This window comes from bacterium, from assembly GCA_030019025.1.
Lineage (GTDB): Bacteria > Hydrothermota > Hydrothermia > UBA1063 > UBA1063 > UBA1063.
In genome coordinates this window covers 20,498-42,557 of the sequence record JASEFR010000013.1, presented here as the reverse complement: position 1 = coordinate 42,557, position 22,060 = coordinate 20,498, and the positions used below count along the sequence as shown (strand labels likewise).

The 22,060-nt window shown below is 39.4% G+C and carries 17 protein-coding genes; 8 read left to right on the top strand and 9 right to left on the bottom strand.

Going from position 1 to position 22,060, the window contains the following annotated elements; translation table 11 throughout:
• Positions 1-20: 20 nt before the first annotated feature.
• The 4 genes from QMD82_04700 to QMD82_04685 all read left to right on the top strand — a co-directional run bounded on the left by QMD82_04700 (position 21) and on the right by QMD82_04685 (position 3,847).
• Complete coding sequence (locus QMD82_04700; GenBank protein MDI6851217.1) at positions 21-773, top strand: Nif3-like dinuclear metal center hexameric protein; 753 nt, start codon at positions 21-23, stop codon at positions 771-773.
• A gap of 213 nt (positions 774-986) precedes the next feature.
• On the top strand, positions 987-1,931 hold the full coding sequence (locus tag QMD82_04695) for a sugar ABC transporter permease (GenBank protein MDI6851216.1): 945 nt from the start codon (positions 987-989) through the stop codon (positions 1,929-1,931).
• Positions 1,921-2,751 carry a carbohydrate ABC transporter permease gene (locus QMD82_04690; protein ID MDI6851215.1) on the top strand — a complete coding sequence of 277 codons (831 nt, stop codon included), beginning with the start codon at positions 1,921-1,923 and terminating at the stop codon, positions 2,749-2,751. The genes QMD82_04695 and QMD82_04690 overlap by 11 nt, the downstream gene beginning before the upstream one ends.
• A 4-nt stretch (positions 2,752-2,755) precedes the next feature.
• A complete protein-coding gene (locus tag QMD82_04685) occupies positions 2,756-3,847 on the top strand; it encodes an RNA ligase (protein MDI6851214.1) in 1,092 nt (363 codons plus the stop codon).
• Here QMD82_04685 and QMD82_04680 read toward each other — a convergent pair.
• From QMD82_04680 to deoC, 9 genes are all read right to left on the bottom strand, one after another.
• Positions 3,822-4,406, bottom strand: coding sequence for an RNA ligase partner protein (locus tag QMD82_04680; protein ID MDI6851213.1), 585 nt, complete (start codon positions 4,404-4,406; stop codon positions 3,822-3,824). The genes QMD82_04685 and QMD82_04680 overlap by 26 nt on opposite strands.
• Positions 4,407-4,426: 20 nt before the next feature.
• Entirely contained in the window at positions 4,427-6,595 is a 2,169-nt protein-coding gene (gene sppA, locus QMD82_04675) for a signal peptide peptidase SppA (GenBank protein MDI6851212.1), read from the bottom strand.
• 235 nt (positions 6,596-6,830) lie between these two features.
• A complete protein-coding gene (locus tag QMD82_04670; protein ID MDI6851211.1) occupies positions 6,831-8,720 on the bottom strand; it encodes a T9SS type A sorting domain-containing protein in 1,890 nt (629 codons plus the stop codon).
• Positions 8,721-8,844: 124 nt separating this feature from the next.
• A complete protein-coding gene (locus tag QMD82_04665) occupies positions 8,845-10,185 on the bottom strand; it encodes a hypothetical protein (GenBank protein MDI6851210.1) in 1,341 nt (446 codons plus the stop codon).
• Between the two features lie 3 nt (positions 10,186-10,188).
• Complete coding sequence (locus QMD82_04660; GenBank protein ID MDI6851209.1) at positions 10,189-12,030, bottom strand: hypothetical protein; 1,842 nt, start codon at positions 12,028-12,030, stop codon at positions 10,189-10,191.
• Complete coding sequence (locus QMD82_04655) at positions 12,027-12,959, bottom strand: NHL repeat-containing protein (protein MDI6851208.1); 933 nt, start codon at positions 12,957-12,959, stop codon at positions 12,027-12,029. Before QMD82_04655 ends, QMD82_04660 begins: the two co-directional genes overlap by 4 nt.
• Positions 12,959-13,924, bottom strand: a complete 966-nt coding sequence (locus QMD82_04650) for a PorV/PorQ family protein (GenBank protein MDI6851207.1) — start codon at positions 13,922-13,924, stop codon at positions 12,959-12,961. Before QMD82_04650 ends, QMD82_04655 begins: the two co-directional genes overlap by 1 nt.
• On the bottom strand, positions 13,918-16,584 hold the full coding sequence (locus tag QMD82_04645) for a TonB-dependent receptor (protein MDI6851206.1): 2,667 nt from the start codon (positions 16,582-16,584) through the stop codon (positions 13,918-13,920). Before QMD82_04645 ends, QMD82_04650 begins: the two co-directional genes overlap by 7 nt.
• Before the next feature lie 507 nt (positions 16,585-17,091).
• The gene (gene deoC, locus QMD82_04640) at positions 17,092-17,745 is read right to left on the bottom strand and encodes a deoxyribose-phosphate aldolase (protein ID MDI6851205.1); all 654 of its coding nucleotides are present in this window, start codon (positions 17,743-17,745) and stop codon (positions 17,092-17,094) included.
• Between the two features lie 188 nt (positions 17,746-17,933).
• Here deoC and QMD82_04635 point away from each other — a divergent pair, with 188 nt between their 5' ends.
• Genes QMD82_04635 through QMD82_04620 form a run of 4 tightly spaced genes read left to right on the top strand, consistent with a single transcriptional unit; the run spans position 17,934 to position 22,060 of the window.
• Positions 17,934-19,355, top strand: coding sequence for a pitrilysin family protein (locus QMD82_04635; GenBank protein MDI6851204.1), 1,422 nt, complete (start codon positions 17,934-17,936; stop codon positions 19,353-19,355).
• On the top strand, positions 19,355-20,773 hold the full coding sequence (locus tag QMD82_04630) for a pitrilysin family protein (GenBank protein ID MDI6851203.1): 1,419 nt from the start codon (positions 19,355-19,357) through the stop codon (positions 20,771-20,773). The genes QMD82_04635 and QMD82_04630 overlap by 1 nt, the downstream gene beginning before the upstream one ends.
• A 54-nt stretch (positions 20,774-20,827) precedes the next feature.
• A complete protein-coding gene (locus tag QMD82_04625) occupies positions 20,828-21,520 on the top strand; it encodes a DUF72 domain-containing protein (protein MDI6851202.1) in 693 nt (230 codons plus the stop codon).
• A gap of 48 nt (positions 21,521-21,568) precedes the next feature.
• Complete coding sequence (locus QMD82_04620; protein MDI6851201.1) at positions 21,569-22,060, top strand: ferritin family protein; 492 nt, start codon at positions 21,569-21,571, stop codon at positions 22,058-22,060.

The following is a 22,060-nucleotide window of genomic DNA, read 5'->3' as shown; positions in this document are numbered from 1 at the left end:
TCTATTAAAGAGGAGTTATTATGAGAGCCAGGGAAATTGCGGAATATCTTGATAAAGTCTTAAGAACAAAAGAAATTCCTGATTCTTCATTAAATGGTTTAATTCTTGACAATTCTCACGATATTAGAAGAATCGGCCTTGCCGTGGATTTTAATATACCTTCTATAAAAAAAGGTGTTGAGGAAAATGTGGATATGATTATATTTCATCACGGTCCTTACTGGGGCACTCCCCTACCCTTGGTTGGTGCCTTGTATGAAAGATTCAAACTTCTTTTTCAGAACGATATTGCTGCTTATGTTTCCCATTTGCCCTTGGATATGCATCCTGAATTTGGAAACAATGCATACGCAATGAAATTACTGGGAATAGAAGAGCATACAGAATTTGGCGAATATCACGGTATCAAAATAGGAAGAGAATTTGTATTTAAGAAGCCTAAAAAACTTGAAGATTTTATTTCTCTTCTTGAGGAAAAAATAGGAAAGGTAATACTTCACTGGGATTTTGGGAAGCGCGAAATAACTAAAGGCGCCTTTGTTTCAGGTGATGCAGTGTCTACTTTGTCCGAGGCAATAGAAAAGGGTCTTGACGTTCTCGTGGTGGGTGAGCCAAGGCATTATGCTTATTCTGTAGCTAATGACGGGAAGATCAACGTAATTTTCCTTGGACACTATCAATCGGAAACCCTTGGGCTCAGAGCAATAGCTGAGCATTTGAAAGAAAAATTTTCGCTGGACTATGTATTTTTACCTGCACCAACAGGGTTGTAGCTGAAACCCTTAGGTTAGTCATAAACTATTAATCCTCAGGTTTTTATGTGAAAATCAAATCTATGGCTTTATGTAGCTTTGAATTTACACAGATATAGAATAGAAGCACTGCAAAGCCTATTCTTCCTCTGCCTTTTTAGACTTAAATTGCCAATATTCTCTTAGTTCTGCACTTTGCTTGATTTTTTCCAAAGGACAAAATAAAATTAAACAATGGCAAAAGAGCGGAAAGAGATTTTATATGGTTTCCTTTTTCTCCTGCCCGCTCTCATAATACTTTTTATATTCAAGGTTTTACCCATACTCTTCGCTTTCAATATCTCTTTTCACGAATGGGGAATTGCTGGAGACAAGGGTTTTGTTGGACTTCAGAATTACAAATTTTTGCTTCAAGACAGGTATTTTTGGCAGGCTCTATGGAATACCTTTCTCTACACACTTTTCTCTGTTCCTCTTAGCATTATACTGGCCCTCTTAATTGCTTACCTCCTAAATCAGAGCATTAAGGGCGTCGGACTTTTCAGAACTATCTTTTTCCTGCCTGTCATTACTTCTCTGGTAGCCGTTTCGGTAGTATGGAAATGGCTTTATAACCCCCAGAGGGGGCTTTTTAACTCTATTTTATCCTTGTTAGGACTCCCAACCTTAAAATGGCTTGAGGAACCACGAGGAATCTTTGAACTTCTTATAGGTAAAGACCTTCCTTTTCTCCTTGAGGGTCCTTCTTTAGCCCTGTTTTCCCTTGTTATTCTAAGTGTTTGGAAATCACTTGGGTACAATATAGTTATTTTCATAGCTGGTCTCAAAAACATTTCGGAGACTTACTACGAGGCTGCAAAAATTGACGGAGCCAATAGATGGCAAACAATAAAACATGTAATGCTGCCGCTCTTATCACCAACAACTTTCTATGTTTTCATAATGACCACCATATCTTCCTTTCAGGTTTTCGCTCCTGTCTGGTTGATGACTGGGCCTCCTACTGGAGGTCCATTAGGGAAGACTTCTGTGGTTGTCTATTACCTCTTCAGAAAAGGATATGAAGAATATCAAGTAGGTTATGGCTCTGCTATTGCCTTCGTGTTCTTTGTGATCATTCTTGCAATAACTGTCTTACAGAGAAAGATAAGCGAAAAGAGGGTTTACTATGAAGTTTAAACCCGTAATTATCTGGAAAATCATCGTCTATTTGATTCTTTTTATTCTTGCCATTCTTTCTATACTTCCATTTTATTGGATGATAACTACATCCTTCAAAACGCCGGCGGAATCTATTGCTGTCCCGCCTACGTGGATTCCTAAAACACTTACCCTCTATGGGTATAAAACCGTAATCACAAAAATTCACTTCCTCCGATACATGTACATTTCTTTTATCACTTCCGTTCTTACCATACTCGGTTCTCTTTTAACTGCACTTCTTGCCGCTTTTGCCTTTTCCTGGATTCAGTTTAAGGGGAGAGATACCATTTTTATGGGTTTTCTCTCTTTAATGATGGTTCCGATACCGGTTTATATTATACCTCTCTTCCTTATAGTGCAAAGGCTTGGGTGGCTTGATACATTGCAAGTAATGATCGTACCGTGGACTGTGAGTATTTTCAGTATTTTTCTTCTAAGGCAAAACATGCGCTCCATTCCGAAAGATTTGTACGATGCGGCGGTAATTGATGGATGTGGAAGATTAAGATTCCTGTTTCAAATAATTGTTCCCCTCATTAGGCCAGCTATAACTACCATTGTTATCTTTGAATTTATTTCAAGCTGGAACAGTTTTATGTGGCCTTTAATGGTCATAAACAAAGATAATCTCAGACCGATCCAAGTCGGTTTAGCCTATTTTGCACAGGGTGAGTCAACCAACTACCCTGCCCTGATGGCAGCCTCAACGCTTTCAATTTTACCCCTTGTAATCCTATTCTTTATCGCACAAAAACAGATAATTGAGAGTTACGCCAGAAGCGGATTAAAAGAGTAAATCCATGCATGAAGCAGTAAGGCAAGCCCTGGAACTAAAAAGGGCGATATACGAAAATTATTTAGATGTAAGATATATACGTTTTGCTGACGACTCAAAGCCCTTTAAACGGGGAACTGTAGTAATAGATGATACCATAATCCCTCCATACCCTAAGATTGGTCGGCTTTTTGTTCTAAAAGAAGGGCTTAACCGTTATTTCAAAGAACCCTTTTACATTGAAGAGAAGGCTGATGGCTACAATATAAGGGTCATCTACATCAAGGATAGAATCCTTGCAATCACGAGGGGAGGATTCGTTTGCCCATTCAGCACAGACAGATTACCCGACTTTTATGATTTTGAAAAATTTTTTAGAGAAAATCCTCATCTTATACTTTTTGGGGAAATTATAGGGCCCAACAATCCCTATATGGAGCTCCACCCTCCCTACATCACTTTTGACGTTGCCTTTAAGCTGTTTGATATTTATAACCCAATAGAAAAAAGATTTTTCTTGCCTGAGGAACGGTATAGGATTGCTGACTTGTATCAAATACCTCAGGTTGGTAGATTCGGCCGCTTTAATTCCAGTGATTTCGAAAGTATAAAAGAAATTGTTCTTAAACTAAATGAGGAAGAAATCGAGGGGGTGGTAATAAAGTCCGCAGAAAAAGTTTTCAAATACTTTAAATATGCTACCCCAATCATAAATATCAAAGATATCGAAGCAGATATAGACCTTCTACTGGAACTACCGGGGGAATTTTATACGCAGAGAATCTTAAGATATGCTTTGTCTTCCTTAGAACTCGGCTTTGATGATCAAGAGGTTATCGAAAAATTAGGCAAAATTTTAATAGAAAACTTTAAAAAGGTTGTTCAAGAATTCAAGAGCACCGCCAAAATATCACGTCAATATGTGCTTTACTTTAATAAACAGGAAAACATTGAAGAATTCATCAAACTCGAAAGTAGAGCATCAGATTTGATTAAAGTTAAACTGATTGAAATTGAGAAGAGCTCAGACAAATTCAAGGTTACCATTGAAAAGACTTTTCTTAAAGCTACTACAAGGCTTTACCGTCTACTCAGGGGTTATCCTCTCTACGATTAGATAGAAGCACAGAAATTAAAGCTTTGGGATTTATGTATCTTACCCCCAGTTTTTCAGCCCACTTTCTTACACCTTCATCCGCTGAAACAATAGCGGCCCCCAATTCCATAGCAAGAAGTATCAAATCTACGTCCTCAGTCGAATCAATAATTCCGCTCCTTAACGCTTCCCGATACTTGTTTCTCAAACGGTTTATTATTTTTTCCTTACTCTGTTTCTCCGCAACGAGGACAGCTTCTTCAGCCACTCTAAGCCCCTTATTAATTCTGTTTCTAACCTCTTCAATCAATTCATAAAGAAGAAAACCCGGCACCTCTATGTTAAATCTCTTGGGGGATTTGAGTTTTATGGTGAGATCCACTTCAGGAGGAATGCTTTCTTCTCCAAGAATAAGGTTTAATTCCTCAAAAACAGATGGGGGCATATAAAATTCAAACTCACTTTTTGATCCTTTCGCAAGTTCAAGGAAATTTCTGAAAGCCTCCTTCGCACTTTTACCAAAAAGACCATAAACATCGGGATTAGTAAATACGCTCGTATCAAGGACAATCTTTTCCATAGTAAAATTTTAATTCCTTTCTATCTCACAATCAATGGCCTTGTAAACTCTATGTATGCAGGGCCTTCCATTAAAATGTCAAAAATCGAGACCGACGGCGGTATAAAGTTGGCAAAGAGGAACGATGGCTTACGGGTTGTATAATAAACAACTTTAGCGGTTCTGCATTTTGAAAGTTCTTTCGAAAGTTTTATCGCTTCTAAAATTCCACCGGTTTCATCAACGATGCCTATTTTCTTTGCATCTCTTCCGCTCCAGATTCTTCCCCTTCCTATCTTATCAATGCTATCAGGATCAAGTCCTCTGCTATCATGAATCCTGCTAAGGAACTTTCTGTATGACCATTCTATTTCTTTGTTCATTATCTCTTCACCTTCTGCTCCAAGTTCCTCGTAGGAGGAGAAGGAAAGGGCGTGTTTCCCAATCTTTACTGAATACAGATTGATCCCAAGCTTGTTAAAAAGCCCTGTTATGACAAATTTGCCATTTAGAACTCCAATAGAACCTGTTAAAGTAGTCTTTGATGCCAGTATCTTTGTTCCAGCAGAGGAGATATAGTATCCGCCAGATGCGGCCACAGAGCCCATAGTAACAATAACAGGCTTCTTGCGAGAAACCCTTCTTATGGCATTCCACATGATATCAGAGGCAAGGGCAGAACCACCAGGTGAGTTAACCCTCAAAATTACAGCCTTTATTCTCTTATCCTTTTCGAGTCTTGCAAAGGTTTTCTCTATGGTTGAAGACCCCAGACTTCTTCCACCGCTTAAAGGCATAGGGTTGTCTCGGCTTTCCCCGGTTACGATACTACCATCTGCAACCACAAAGGCGATACGCCCAATAGGTTCAGCCCACAGGGTTCTCACAGGCTGAGGATAGGATTTTAATCCCCTTACAATGCGCACCCTTTTTCCAAATTCTCTCTTTATTACGCTCTCTATGTCGGTTTCATAAATCAGAGAATCAACGTAGTTTCTCTCTTTAGCCTCTTCAGCGTTGATCAAGGCATACTCAAAAATTGAATCAATTTCTGGAATGGCTTCTTTCGCATACTCATAAATGGTATTAAGATATGCCATAATTTGCTCTCTATTATAGGTACTCATTGTGTCCATAATGAAGGGTTCTGCTGCAGATTTGTACTCACCGATCCTCTGAAATTCAGGCTTAATGCCAAGTTTTTCCAAAGCCTTTTTGGGATAGGCACTTACAGTTCCAAGGCCAGGTATAAAAATGTCCCCCAGAGGGTTAAGAAAGACTTTGTCGCACGCTCTCGCGAGGAGATAGGAACCCAGAAAATAGCCCTCGGAATAAGCGTAAACCTTTATACCATTTTCTCTTAGCCTTGATATTACATTCCGTAGCTCCTCGACCTGATTGATAGAAAAAGTTACATTATCTAAAATGAAAAACACACCTTTCACGGTTTTGTCTCGGGAAAGGGAATCAAGAACCATGACGAGGTCAAAAAAGGACATTTTCTTCTTCGGCAGAAAGCTCCCCTCTGCCCTCATTTCATCGTACTGGCCTTTCAAGCGAATAATTTGTACTTTGGGCATTTTGATTAGCGTCGGATAGGGATTGGCAGATAGAATCACACCATAGATGTTTTTATTTTCTTCACTCATTGCAGAGAATAGAAGGTTACCAAGACTAAATTCAAATCCAAAGGAAGTTTTTCCATCTCTTGCTGATTTAGCAAACAGGGAAACTCCACTAACGGGTTGAATTGCAACTCCACCTTCAATTATAGGGTTACCTTCGCCTTTAGAAAGGTCAATGTAGGCTTTGATGTAATCTCTACAGGGCTTGATGGCAATGCCAAACCTATAATCCTTTGATTTATTATATGTAGCTCCAATTGAGAGAAATTCTATTGGTCTTATAAGTAAACCACCATAATAGTCATATCCAGAGTTCTTTGAATATTTTAACCCTAAGCCAAAGTATAGATTTTCATTGAGTTTAAACCCTTGCGCCAGGCTGTAAGTATTTGTAACATTGTCCCAAGATAAGCCCGAACTCCCCGAAAGAAGGCTTAGATTGTAATTGTCTTGACCACCATAATAAGATACTTCAAATCCTTTAGAAAACGCAAGGCCTGCAGGATTTAATGTCGTAGCAAGACTTCGTTCCGAGAGGGCAACAGAATTCAAATTAAAAAAAGATGCGAGGACAATTAAAAACATTTTACACCTCCCTCTAAAACGTTAAAATTATATCGCTAAGAATAAGAAATGGAAAATATCTAGGCACCCTATGTCTGCATTCAGAAAAATCCAAGCCATGCGGGACTTTAGATTGTGAGAAAATAAGAAATAGTCAAATAATTAAGCACTCATATGCTGAATAAAGGTGGAGGTATTTTAAAAAAATTGCGCGCCCCGAAGGGGCGCGCAGAGTTGATATAGTCTCAGTCTTATTTCACTTCACAATAACAACCTTTTGAGTATTTACCTTACCGTCAGAGCTAACCACTAAGAAGTAGGCACCGGGTCTTATATTTGAAACGTCTATTCTGATGATTTCGTCTTTGCCTTTACCTTCGTAAAGTGTCATAATCTTCCTTCCTTCAACATTGTAAAGCTCAGCTTTTACATTACCAGCACCAACTGGAATAGTAAACTCAAGGTTCTTTCTGGCGATAGAGTTTTTCAGGTAAGCTATACCAGATTCTTTAACGCTTGATGGTACAATATCTGCATCAGTTCTTGGATAAAGAGTTCCTCTATACCTCAAGATACCCACCAGCATATCTATTTGCTGATCTACCTCTGTTGGCCTCCAACTATAGCCGATTGCATAATCGCCTTCAACGTTTAAAACAAAGGTATCAGGTTCTATGTACTCGTAAACTTTCCAGTCGCCACCGGTGCCAACATCATAAACAAATACAGGTGGTTCTACAGCCACAAGGACGTGTTCCCACTGCTCAGATACAGCACCTGCCTCATTTCTAAGATCAGTCAAAGGAACTGTAACAGGGTTTACAGTATGACCACTGCTTACAACTCTATAGTATCTAATGTTTGTGAGTTCAGTTATTGCATTCGTTCCATATTCAAGCACATCTCCAACGAGTATGACCGAATCGCCTTCCTGCATGTCACTGAGAGGGATGAAATTATTGGGATCCCAACCATGTATACCTGTCCATGGGCCTTCACCTTGTTGTACAAAGAAAAACGGATAGGCAAATTTATCTTTCCAGCCGGTAATTATTCCAGTGATGGTAACCGTTCTGCCATCCCAGTTGCTCCTGAAGCCATTTGCCGAATCGTTAGGTACTGTATCGGATTCGATTAAGGTAATAGGGGTAAAGCCGCCATAGAAATAGGCGGTATCGGTGATTGCCTGGCCGTAAACATCCGTAAGTCCCTGCCCATAGAATTTATACTTCAATGCATCAGTCATTTGTTCAGTCGTCAAGATAACGATCTTATTGTTTTCACTGGAAACCTCTGCAGAAATAATATTAAGGGGAGTCGCTGTCGCACTATCCACAATGACGTACTTTGCGGGGTCCTGAGCAGTTGAAGGGTCCATCGGAGTCTTGAAATTAATTATTACCTTATTCCTATCTATGGAGTAGATGTCAGCCACACCGGGAAGTAAAAATTCGTAATCGTCAATAGACCTTGGCCTAAGCATGTAGTACGTTACTCCACTTAAAGTCCTTGTTTCAACGATCCCCTGGATGTTCATGGCGTCACCGACATTAGGTGTGTAAGAATAGTTATTCCTCACAATGACATAACCAGTCCCGTCGGTTATCTCGAACTCGTTGTTTGTTCCAAGGCCCGTTCTCGTCACGTAGGCATTTTCAATCCTTACCAGTACGCCTTCATAAGCCTCTGCAGAATCAACGGGGAAATCTGAAGTCTGTGTAGTATCCAGATGGGCACAGGTTATCACAACAGGATCAGGTGGGGTAACTCCTGTTTGAATGATCTGGAAATCGGTGAGGGCGTTAACCTGCAGTTCTGTATTGCCATAGTACTCAAGTACACCCGCTGTTACTAACACACTGTCACCTATATTCATGGAAGGCAAAGTTCCAAGGGATGTAGGGAAATAAACCATTATCCCTCTCCATGGGCCACCAGGATTCATCTCGATGAAGATATTTCTGGTACCGGTTACACCCGTAAGTGCAGTTATGACACCACTCACAGTTACTGTCGAGTCTGCCCAGTTAGAAGCCTGGGTAGATGGGTCCCTGTCGGACTGGATTACTTCTATTGTGGTTTCTACCTGGGCACTCAAAATAGAGACGCCCAGGATCAACCCTGCCACTATACTTTTGACCCTCATAAACACCTCCTCTTTAAAGGTAAAATTTACCAGTCAAAATTATAAACCAAAAGTCAAATTAATGTGTCAAAAACCATCGATAAGCAGGTAAACAATTTCTACTAGCATAATGAGAGAGATTCCATCATTTTGTATACCCAAGCTCATCCGTGATCATCTCGAACAGAACATCATATGCATTCTCAAGCCCATTAAGCGAATGGAACTGAATTGATGAAAAGACAACTTTGGGAGTAGAAGAGGGACAGGCAATTATGACCGATGGGTTTCCAGACCATCTGGAAGAAATTGTGGGTAAAGTATATAGAACCTTTGAATTTGAGTCAGCAGAAAATCCGTCAAATCGCGAAATTATCGGAAACCCACAACTAAGGGTATCGTATCCACTTTCCATGGGGTAAAGCTTTTCATTTCTCAGCAGCAATTTGTTCCAGGCAGTTACGGAATCAACCCCAAGATAATCCTTCGCAAAAGGCGAGGGAGTAAAAGCAGGATTCAAAAGGACATCAAGAATCTGTGGGCTTATCAGTATCAATTTGTTCCCATTGTCAATGTAACGGGTAAAGGAAGGGAGTGCAGCTGAAAAGTGCTCACTCTGATCAGCTGTGTACCAGATTATCAGTTTAAAGCCAAGTCCATTTATCATATAATCAACGTCCAGTGAAGAGTAAGGCAATCCATTTTCAACTCTGTATACCGTATAGCCGCCAGGATAGTAGCCTTCAAGGAAATTGAAATAAAATAAATCCGCTTGAGAATCATTAGCATCATCAATCAAAAGTATGTCTCCCACCTTTGGCTTAACATACCACGTGTGGCTCACCGTATCAGAAAGAGCATAAGATTCATCTACTGCACACAGATAAATGGTCCTTTCTCCTTCGGGCAAATCGGTTAAAAACACCGACGCACTATCGATACCGACAAAATGCATAACCGTATCGGGTTCGTAATCAAGTCTGTAGAGGAAACCCACAATAGACCAGTCTCCATCTATATCCGTTGCTCCGAAGTAGAAAGTAGCAACAGGTAAAGTTGTATCGGGTGGCAACTTATCCTCAATAAAAAAGGCGACAGGGGGAGTATTCCTGACTGGTATCGTAACCTTTGCTGGTGTCGGATCCTGCATGCCCTCATTATCAATTGCCCAGACTTCGAAAGTGTGGCTTGCAAATGTATCACCACTTGGGACATTGAAGGTAAAAGTGTCGCATGTTTTTGTTGTAAAGGTTGTATCCGCGCCATCAATTGCGTAGTAAAAACCAGAGACTTCACCATCTGGGTCATTCCCCATCCAGTACAGTGTGACTTTTGCGGGTACGGTGTCAACGGTATCTACGTGAGCTATAAAGCAATAAGTCTCTGGCGGAAGGTTCTCTACCAGATTATCAACGGGCTTCTTAATGCAGGAGGGCATAAGAAGCCCAAGAAATATAGAAAAAATGAGAGCATAAAGCCTTTTCATAAATCACCTCACAATTGTAAATTTTGCAATTTTTACCTCACCAGTTTCTTTATCTTTTACCACAAGATAATACAGCCCGGTAGCAACAGGCTGAGTCTTATCCGATAGCAGATCCCATGCCTCTTCTCCATAATCACTTTCGTGATTAATGGTCTTTACAACATCTCCTGCAACATTCATTATGTAGATGGTACATTTTCTTGGTAGATTATAGAACCTTATAACCTTTTCACTGCCCTTTTCCCACACTGAACTCAACTTATATGGGTTCGGATAAACACCCACGGGTGATTCAGAGGTTGCGGGCGTTCCTGGAATCACTTCTACCATGTTGAGCAGTTTGGAACTTTCAAGGCTTGGCAAACCGAGTAAAGTATCACCCACATCATAAGACGTAACAGCGTAATAATATGTAAAACCATTCTTAACTCCTATGTCCTCAAATTTATACCAACCAGCATAAGGGCCCTCGGTCTCTTTCATCGGCAAGCCGGTATTGAATCCAATGGAGTGGTCCACATCCTCAATGGAATCGTCTGGTGTCTTATCAAATTCTGCCACCAATTTCCATGAAGTGTCTTCAATATTGTAAGTCGTTCCTCTGTAAATTCTGTAGCCTTCAAAATCCCTGAGGTTTGGAGGGAATGGGTCTCTCGCAAACTCTGGAATATCGTCAAAATAAAGAGTAACTTTTCTGTTCCCAGGGATTGCAGCAAGATTTGGAGATGGAGGAGGAGCCGGGAGTATAAAATTAGCTTCAAAAGCCTTCTGTGCCCATGAAGCGTTCTCATATAGGGATTGCAAATCCATTCCGCCCACGAAAGCCATTACAAGCACAACAGAATCACCCACATTAACATGCGGTATCGGACCGACAGAAAGTAATGGAATGGGATCGGGGTAGCCCCTTGTATATACATAATTATCGTCCACATCCGGATCTCTTTCACCATTGGACATTATTTTATAGCGAGTAGTATCGGGGACTGTTCCTCTCATGTCCCTCCATGTCCACCAGTTATAACTCACTATCATGGTATCAAAGTCTATACGCTGATCATTGTAGTACATGCCCAGAAACTTAAAAGCGCCATAGCCTGTTGCAAGGTTATCATACCCATCATTTCTTTCATAAACAAGATAGTTCAATGAATCATAAAATAATCTCTTATGCTGATAATAGGGTGTCGTCCCAAAGTTGTCTCCCCAGAATTCCCTTGACCCGGAAGCGAGTTCACCGTAGAACCCTATGTAAACGCTGTCCCAATCGCCAGCGTAACCGTCGTTATAGAGCACGAACTTTACGATTACCACATCGTCAATATACGGATAACTCCATACAAGAACCGTTTGCGAGACTCTCAATCCCAATGGCACGTGCTCCGGTGGCAGGGTTGTAAAATCCCTGTAATCCGTATATGAACAATAAAAATCCTGCTCAGATATGGCATCAGGAGAATAGTAAGGTGAAGTTAATATACTGGATTTTTCAATAATCGAGTCAGACGCTGCAGGTGAAGGTAGAAATTCAAATCCTTGAGTGGAACCAGGAGTTACACTGGTTTCATCTACTGCACCCGTTGTAACTGTCTTACCAAGGGGAGATATTGCGCCAACCCACAAACCGCCTTTGTAAAGCCTTTCTATTTTGCTAAACTTTGGATACTCCATGGAAGGATAAGGTTCACCAGTAGAAGGGTCTATGAAGCGCGAAAAACTCGTGCCGAAGAGACCAAAGTTCGTCACATTAAGTCTCATATTGCCAATGGATGTATACTTAAATGAGACTATCTTTCCACTCAAAATGCCGAAAGTTAAGAACAAAGCCAAAGATATTTTCTTCATTTTTCTCCTCCCGGATTTTGTGGGAGTTCAGGTTTTTTCATCTTTAGCACTTTATCCGAAAAAGCTACATAAAGATACACTCCATCCTTTGAAGTGGCAAGACTTACTGGTACATTTTCGAATCTTTTTTCCGTTACAAACTCCCCTGTTTCTCTAAACTTCTGGATTCTCTTATTGCCATAGTCCAGAACGTATATGTTTCCGAGAGTATCTGACCACACATCGGTAGGATAATTAAAAACTCCTGCGGTATCTCCACCTTCATGGGTAGTTCCTCCCAAATGCACTATGTTTACTCTTGGTTGCGTCAGAGAAATTGCTTCTACCCAGTTGTTTCCTGCACTTGCCACTATCACAGCACCCATTTTTTCATTCACAAAGAGGCCAAGAGGATTATTCACGCTCAATATTCCACTACCATAGGACACGATAATTTCAACAAAGTTTCCAAGAGAATCAAGTTTTATGAGTTTATGAATTTCCGGCTGTGTTATGTATATGTTTTTATTGCTATCAACATCAATCCCATGAGGCTTCAATGTGTCAGCAAAATCTATGGCAATAAGGAGGTTTTTATCTCTGTCGAAAACGTATATGAAGCAAGAGTCGGTGACATAAACATTTCTCCTTACGTCTTGGGCGACGCTCTTTGCGGTAACAAATCCTGAATAGAAAGTATCTACCAAATCCCCATTAGAGTTAAGTTTTAAGAGCGCATGCTCTTCAAGAACATAGATGTATCCATCCTTTCCCACAATTATGTCCTTTATCTCACTGAAAGTTTGAATATCCCATGATGTATTTCTGACCTCAATGTAGTCCTCTTCATTGGGTAAAGCTCCAGGATTCTCAGGTGGAAGAGGATATTTATAACCGCACCCAAAGGCTAAAACCAAAATTGTTAAGACTGCTAAATTAAAGTACCTCATCAGAAATTCACCCCCATTTGCGCTTTATGAACTAATCCCGCATATCCCATGGAAGTTACAGCATAGTCAATATGAACGTCTTTCTTAAATCCTAAGCTCTTTGTTATCCCAATTCCGCCTGAAAATCCCGAATATTCACCTGGCAAATTGGCATTTAATCTGTATCCTAATCTCAAAGCCAAAACCTCTGCAATAATGTACTCACCACCTATCCTGAAAATTTCGACATTATCAGTACTTTTTTCAATTTGGGCAGAGATGTAAAAAGTGCTGAAAGGACTTCCATAAACTCCGAGTCTGTAAATAACCGGGATTGAAAAGGTGGAAGGCGTTTCATTTGGATTTGGACTTTTAACAACGGGGTCAGGCCCAATATTTGAAATCGACATACCAAGGCTTAAATCTCTATAACCTATTAGGTAAAAAGTTCCAAGGTCCATTGCAAAAGTGTATTGGTTATAATTATCAAGAACCTCATTCACATATTTCAGAGTAATACCAAAAGAGAATCTGTCAATTAGCTTCCGCGAGATCGAAATTCCCGCATAAGAGCTTGACACTCTGTAGTAAGTACCAAGGCCAAAGGGATGATATTCGTCAGTCCTCTGGATATAACCTGAGTGCAGGTTTCCAATCATAATTCCTGCCCTTGTAAATTTTTCAAATTCAAAAACAGCTCCACCGAACGTATAGTAAGAATCACCTATCCACCTTTGGGAAAATAAAGCCGTACTTTTGGCAGAGGGAATAAAGGAAATCGAGGATGGGTTCCAGTAAATGCAAGTGGCATCGCTGGCAATGGCAACTCCCGTTTCTCCTAACGCACCTTGCTTTGCACCAACAGGAATCTTGAGGAAGGTCATCGTAGTCGTACCGATCTTTTGCCCCCCTAAAAATTCAAAAATTGTAAGGGCTTTAAGCGAAACACTTGACATAATAATGAAGATAACAATTCTCTTTACCATCTTATTAGCACCCCCACAAAAATCTCCCGCGGTTCACTATACCTTGCGGGATTTAACATACTTTCGGGAGTTGTTCTCGGAGGAAGGGGATCGCCGGGTTCATAAGCCCTGCCAGTTACAGGATTAATTATCCTGTGATTTCTCCAATTAAAAACATTTCTAATTTCCGACTTGAAGCGAAAATCCATCTTACCTGCCCTGAAAAGCCCTTTTTCAAACTTCAAATCCGCTCTTTTCCACATCGGTCCAAGCTTGGAATTAATTTCCCCTATATTACCGAGTGTATCCTGTGGAGTATACCTTACCCCGGACTGTAGAGAAAGACCTGCAGAAATCAAGAGATCATCTATTTTAAACCTTGAAAATCTTATATACTCACCCTTTTTCAAAGAATAGGCGATGTCACCATAAAACTTAACAGGCCTATCCCATTTCAGATACCATTCCTTCAATGTCTCAACACTACCCCTCCAGTACCAGTCTTCAGCAGAGGAAGACCTACCCTTGCTCTGAGAAAGGGTGAGAGATATGGATCCATAAACATGATAAGGAGTATAGTATGTCAAATCTGCTTCAAGTCCAACAGATCGAGAGTAATCAGAGTTAAAGTACATCCAGAAAGATGGATTTGGAGGGATACCCGGCACCTTCCGTGCCGTTGGATAATTGAATACATCTTTATAATAAGCGGTAACTTTAAGTTTGCTTCTCTGATTCAAAAGTTGTTCAACTCCAATTTCATAGGCAACAGTTACCGTAGGTCTAAGATTGGGGTTTCCTACAAGTTCATAAGAGGAAGAAGCTCGCACTCCAAGTTTTGAATAAACATATTTAAGATCGGGAATCTGGGAAAAATGGCCATATGACGCAAAAAATTTAGTATTTTCCGTTATTGGATAGGCAAAGCCGAGACGAGGACTTATGTGAAACTTAACGATCCTTCCACGTATTGTCGCATTATCGTTTAGATAACTATTGTACTCTGAATAAATCGCAGGAGATAAATTGGGCTCTTGCAGTATTCTTCTCACCGCATCATCAACATACTTACCTGGCACCCAGAAGTCCCCGCGAATTCCGAGGTTTGCTATCATTCCTGCGAAAGCAATTTCAGTCTGAACGTAAATGCCCCCATCAAAGGAGTAAATTTTGTAGAGGTCATAATTAAGGCCGAGTCCACTTTGAGTACCATACCAAGGGAAGTGAATATCAAGCCACTGTAATTCGTTTCTATTAACAATAAAACCTGTTTTCATTTTCCATATCTTAGAAAAAATGTGGGTAAAATCAAACTTCCCCGTCCATGTCTCCACATAATGATCATGCCAGTAAGGTGCGTCTCCATAATCCCAGAACAAATCCTTAGGCACAGTATCCACAGTTTCAACGTACTCTGACCAGTGTTTCCCGTTGACATCTGCCCTCAGATTTGTAAAAAACCTTGAAATTTTGAGATCATAGAAACTCCTGAGAGAAAGGGCATGACTTATAGAAATAGCCTGTTGGATGGCATCCCGAGTAAATGTAAGATAGTTCTGTAGATTGTTAATATAGTGGTAAGGAAATCCGTGTGCAAAAGGATAATCAGAAGATGACATAAAATATCCCTGATTAATCTCTAAAGATTTGTTAACCATAAAGTACAGACGGAAATTATTTGAAACTTTCCAAGAAACTCTGGAAAGCAATGAATAATCGTTTTCTTCTCGTGGCGAGAGTTTCCAAGTCTTGTAAACGGAAGAATAGAGACTGTCCGCATGGGGCAAATGAGTATCTTCAAGGGAAGAGTGGAAACTCACATAATAAGTGATATTGCCAGGAATATTAATTTTTAATAAGTTTCTTAGAGCGTAAGAGATCGGTTCAGGACCACTTAAGCTCACATTCAGGACATCCTTGTTCTGACTGTTCTTAACCCTTAGTATATCGTTAAAACGGCCGAAATTGTCTCTCACGTAATCAACACTTCCAGTGAATCTTGATGCTCCCTCTCTCAAACTAATATTAACAACACCAGACATGGCTTGCCCATATTCTGCATTAAAACCTCCAGTAAGAGCCTCCAGTTCTTCAATTGCTGTGGATGGTATGTAGAGTCCAAAGGCACTACCAGAAAGAACATCTTTTATAGGAAGACCATCAATTAAAACCATAACTTCATTTGATCGACCACCTCTGACGTGAATGTCCGAACCCTGCCCCTGAAAACCCGCTTGTTTTTCAAGTACGCCTTTAACATCCTCGGTGGGAATAATTTCTAAAATTTCTCTTTTTATTACCGCTTTAGATGAGGAAACTTCTTTTTCTATAGCAGGTTTTTCTCCAATGGCAACAATCTCTTCAACTTTGAAGATTTCTTCATTAAGGTAAAAGTTGACTTCTCTCGTCTCATTTCCCCTTATAATGACTTTTACTGACTGAGGTTTGTATCCAACCATTGAAGCAACAAGAGTATATTCGCCAGGTGGAACTCTCGGTATCACATAGTTTCCTTCAAGATCACAAGAAGTACCAATTTTAGTCCCCTGAATCAAAACATTTGCCAGGGGAAGGCCTTTTCCCGAAACCGCATCATAAACTCTCCCAACAATTCTCCCCTGCGCATGAACAAAAGAGAGGAGAATTGAGGAGATGAGAAGGAAACGTAAAATTTTAACCATTAACCCTCCTTTTAACTTTTAATATTAACTCTTTGAGTAAATACATTCAAATAGAATTTGCTATCTCGAATTTTACTTAGTTTAGGCAAAAAAACGATCTAAGATTTTACTCTCCTAAGTGCTACGTTTTTACACCAAGCAAACTTTGCAAAAATTCCTGAGTCGGAAAGCTTATTTCTCATAAATAAACCATACCATACCTGTTTAAGACCGTAACATTTTTATATTTCCTTTATCGTAAAAGTTGCATGAATTATGTCGGCACCTAAATCTTTTCTTTCCTTTAATTGGTTATTTGCTCCATAAATAGCTTATTCAAGGCATATGGCCTCTTTCGTCGTATTCATACGAACTATGGCAACACCCAATCAGATCTTTCCTTCAACTCACTATCTGAACCATAATAACTCTTAATCTATTAAATTATCTTTTTCATCATTATAAGGAACGGATTAGGCAAAACCGAAATTTTTCAACTTCATTTATCGTAAAAAGCCCAATATTGCACTAATACTGCGAACTTGTTAAATCTCCTGCTCCTTTTACAATGTCAACACTCCTTGAGGCGCCGATTCTTGAAGCTCCTGCTTTTACCATTTTGAGAGCATCATTGTAGGTCCTTATTCCCCCCGCTGCCTTAACTTTGATTCTGCCAGACGATGTATTACTCAAAATTAAAACGTCGTAAACCGTTGCTCCTCCCTTGCCAAAACCCGTTGATGTTTTTACGAAATCCGCACCACTCTCAATACATAACTTTGTTGCCATAATTTTTTCCTCATCCTCCAAATAGCATGCCTCAATAATAACTTTTAGAATTTTATCTTCGATAATTCTTTTTATTCCTGCAATTTCCGAAGAAACATAATCAAAATCCTTTTCCTTTAACTTTCCAATATTGATCACCATATCAACCTCGTCTGCGCCGTCTTCTACTGCCCTCTCAGCCTCCCTAATCTTTAATTCCATGGTATTCTGACCCAATGGAAAACCTACAACGGAGCAAACTTTAACCTCACTCCCTGCTGTTAATTCCTTTGCCAGCCTTACATTAACGGGATTTACACAGACGCTAAAAAAGTTATATTCGATAGCTTCTTTTACAAGTTTTTCAATATCTACCCTTGTCGCGAAGGCATTTAGATTGGTATGATCAATCATTTTGGCAAGTTGTGCCGGTTCGATTTTCTCATACTCACCGTTTTCAATCCTTTCGGCAATTTTTTTGAGCTCATCAAAACTTATCATAGTCCCTCCTTGTTGATGATTATTATAATGATTGTTTCTTGGATTCACCGGCCAAACAGTTCGAAGCTCCAACAATATAATTTATTACAAAAGGAGGTTTGATGAAAATCTTATTAATTCTATTAACTGTAGCAACTTCAGGTAAACGTATAACTTTATTCACGCTTGAGAATGGATTGCGGGTAGTTTTCATCCAGGATAGGACGCTCCCGGTCTTTTTAGGATTCATACAATTTAATACCGGTTCAGCAGACGAAGCCCCAGGCCTAACTGGTGTATCACATCTACTTGAACACATGCTTTTTAAAGGAACAAAAAAATTGGGAACTACCAACTACAAACAAGAAGAAAAGCTAAATAGGAAACTGGACGAGCTATACGAACAATTAGAAAACGCTAAGGATGATTCTACAAAGGAAACTCTAACATCAAAAATCGACAGTATTAAACAGGAATTAAAAAAATATGTAATTTCCGAGGAAATATGGAGAATTTACCTCTCCCACGGTGGAGCAATAATGAATGCTTCGACCTCCAATGTTAGCACCCAATATTACGTTTTTCTCCCATCAAATAAAAAAGAGTTATGGTGCAAAATAGAATCAGATAGATTTAAAAATCTAGTATTACGTGAATTTTACTCGGAAAGAGACGTCGTAAATGAGGAAAGGAGAATGGGAGAAAACAACCCCTACAACAAGATCTGGGATGCTTTAATGACCACAGTTTATCACGCATCTCCATTGAGATGGCCAGTTGTAGGATGGGAAGATGACATAATGAATGTCAAGCCTTATCAAGTGATGTGGTATTACAAGACCCATTACACTCCAGACAACTGTGTTATCGTCTTAATAGGAGATGTAGATCCCGAAAATGACATAAAATTAATCAGAAAATATTTTGGAGATTGGACTGGGAAAAAGTTGAGAATTTCAAGATACACAAAGGAACCCAAGCAAAATGGCACAAGGAGAACTCAGGTTATTTCACACGGGAAGCCTACAATGGCAATCGGTTTTCAAGGCCCATACTACCCTGAAAAGGATTACTATGCGCTTTCAATCTTTTCCTTTATATTTGGGGAATCGGATGCATCAATAATGAAAAAATCTCTTGAGGAAAAGGGCATAGCATCAAACACATTCAGTTTCACAACAAGCTGGGACGGGAAAGGCCCTTCCCTTTTTGGGATATATCTTTACCCCGCCCCGGGTATACCAATGGATTCACTGGAAAAAAGAGTTTTCGAACTTGTAGATTCCATTAAAAATGCAGGAATTGAAGAAGAACTTCTCCAAAAGGCTAAAAATAACTTCAAAATGTTTTATGTAAATAGACAAAGAGACCCGCTCAGATTTGCTTTTACTGTTTCGAGAGGAGTGAGGCTTTTCAATGACCCTGAATTTTACAGAAAAGAAATTGAAATAATAGAATCAATACAGCCGGAAGATGTTATAAATGCTGTTAGAAAATATCTTAGAAAAAGCAATGCATCCATTATAACCTTAGGAGGTGAATAATGTTTAGAATTTTAACGGGCGTTTTACTTCTTTCATCCCTTATTTTTGGTGATGGTAAAGAATCCCAAATGGCAAAAGAAATAAGGAGAATGAAATTTAAGCCTCTTAAATGGAGTGTTCCTGAAGTCGGAAAAGACATAGGCAAAATCGCACTTTCATCGGGAACAGTAATTTACTTAAAAGAAAACCATACACTACCCCTCATAGAGGTTACCATCTTCGTAAAAGGTGGTGCGGCCTATCTTCCCAAAGGGTATGGTCTTATTCCCGAACTTTTACTAAGAAACATGCTAAGAGGGGGAACAAAAAGCTTCAGCCCTGAAGAATTAATAGACTCCATTGAATACAATGCTATTTTAATAAGTCACAGAGTCGAGAATGAATACTCATCTATTACCTTTACCTTTGACCCCAAAGTCATTAACACTGCAGAAAAATTAATATATGAGATAATATTCGAACCGAGAATAGATGAAAAAGTCCTTGTTTTAGAAAAGGCGAAGTTATTGGATGATTGGAGAAGAACCCTTGACGACCCCGATGAAATGACAAGAATTCTGAGCACTATGATTTTATATAGAGGAACACCCCTTGAAAGTCCTCCTGATACCATCAAATTATCGAATATAACCCGAGAAGAATTATTGAATATACATAGAAAAATATTCCAGCCCAAAAATATGGTAGTTTCAATTGTAGGAGATTTCGATAGGAATTGGCCTGAAACCTTCGGAAACTGCACCTTTAAAGATTCCCTAAACGATACCACTCAGTTGACAATTCCCAAACCACAACCCGTTGAAGGGAAAAAGGTTTACTTTTGCCAAAGACCAATTGAGCAGGGTTATGTGATGTTGGTTCAGGATGGCCCAAAGGGTTATTCCGATGATGTTTTTAAGGTATTTATAGTCGGCGATATCCTTGGTGGCGGGTTTAATTCTAAAATAGTATCTAAGGTGAGGAACGAGTTGGGATTGGCTTATGCAACTTATGCCTACTTCCACATTTTAAGCAGTATTAAGGGTGGATTTTACTCTTTTACAGCTACAAGGAGCGATGCTGTTACAACCTCAATTTATCACATTTTTGATGCTATAAATCAGATGCTAAATGGGAACATAACTGAGGAAGAACTAAAATTTTCAAAAGATTCTTTCCTAAATTCAACAGTTACCTCCATCAGAAGCGACTGGGCATACGTTCAGAGATTAGCATTAAGAAGCCTATTCGGATTTCCGGATGATTACTATAAGAAGATGCAAGAGGCTATAAGAAATATCTCCCTGGATGATATTAAAGAGGCTTCAAAAACTTACCTTAAGCCGGATAGCATCTCAATGATTGTTATTGGCGATAGTACAAAATTGAACTTAAACGAACTTTCAAAGTATGGAGAAATAATAAGAATGGAACTATAACGTAGTGTAGTACTCAGATTTTACTTTACACAAGATTTGATTAAAAATATTCTTATGCAGGTATATGTTGGGACTTCTGGGTGGCGATATTCTTGGAACCTCGGAAACTCTTTAGACTGGTATATTAAAAATTCAAATCTTAATGCCGTTGAACTTAATGCCTCTTTCTACCGGTTTCCCTTTCCATCCCAAATAAAAGGTTGGGCTAAATCTGCCAATGGACTAAGATGGGCAGTTAAAGTGACTCGAAGAGTTACCCATTTGCGTAAATTCGGTGAAGAATCTTATTCGACGTGGGATGCCTTTAAAAGTCTCTTTGAACCCCTTGATTTTTGTATAGATTTCTATCTTTTTCAGCTTCCTCCCTCTATAAAAACCGATTTCAAGGATAAAATCGAGAAATTTGTTATTTTTACTAACCTGGGTCAAAGATTTGCACTTGAGCCAAGAAACATTAGCTGGTTTGTAGATGAGACCGTTGATTGGGCAAAATCTCTTGGTATCACATTGGTTTCCGTAGATGCCCCCAATTTACCTCGGACTATTTTTAACATAAATGGTGTTGTTTACTTAAGAATGCACGGAAGAGATCGCTGGTATGCACATGATTACACAGAAAACGAACTAAGAGAAGTGGCAGAAAAAATCCTTGAAACAAAGCCCGAAAAGATCTACGTTTTTTTTAACAATAACCACGCTATGTTAAAAAATGCTCAAGAGATGTTGAAGATTTTGAGAACCACCTGAAATAATTCACAACTATGAGGTTATAATTAAGCTAAAAAAGGAGGAATTATGGATCTTAGTAAATTTTCGTTAAAAGATGTGATACTGACAGCAATCAAGAGTGAAGTAGAATCAAAAGAATTATACGAAAAAATGAAAAATCGGATTTCAAATTTCGTGCTGAAAGACAAGTTCGAGTTTCTCGCTAAGGAAGAGGAAAAACATAGAGAATTCTTCGAAAAACTTTTTTCACAGAACTTCCCTGGTGAAACAGTTTTACTACCTGAAAAATCACCCGTCCCTCTTCCGGAAATCGGTCCTGAAGTGGAAAAGCTACCTGTTTCTGATGTTCTTGAAATTGCAATGCAAGCAGAGTTAAAGGCTTCAGAGTTCTATAAATCAATGATAAACCTCTTTTCTGACGAAATGATAAAGAAAACCTTAGAATACATTTCTACAGTAGAATTATCCCACTATAAACTTTTAGAAACAGAAAGAGACTACGCTAAAAAGTTTGAAGACTACGAGACCGAGTGGCCAGGTTTTCACATAGGCGCCTGA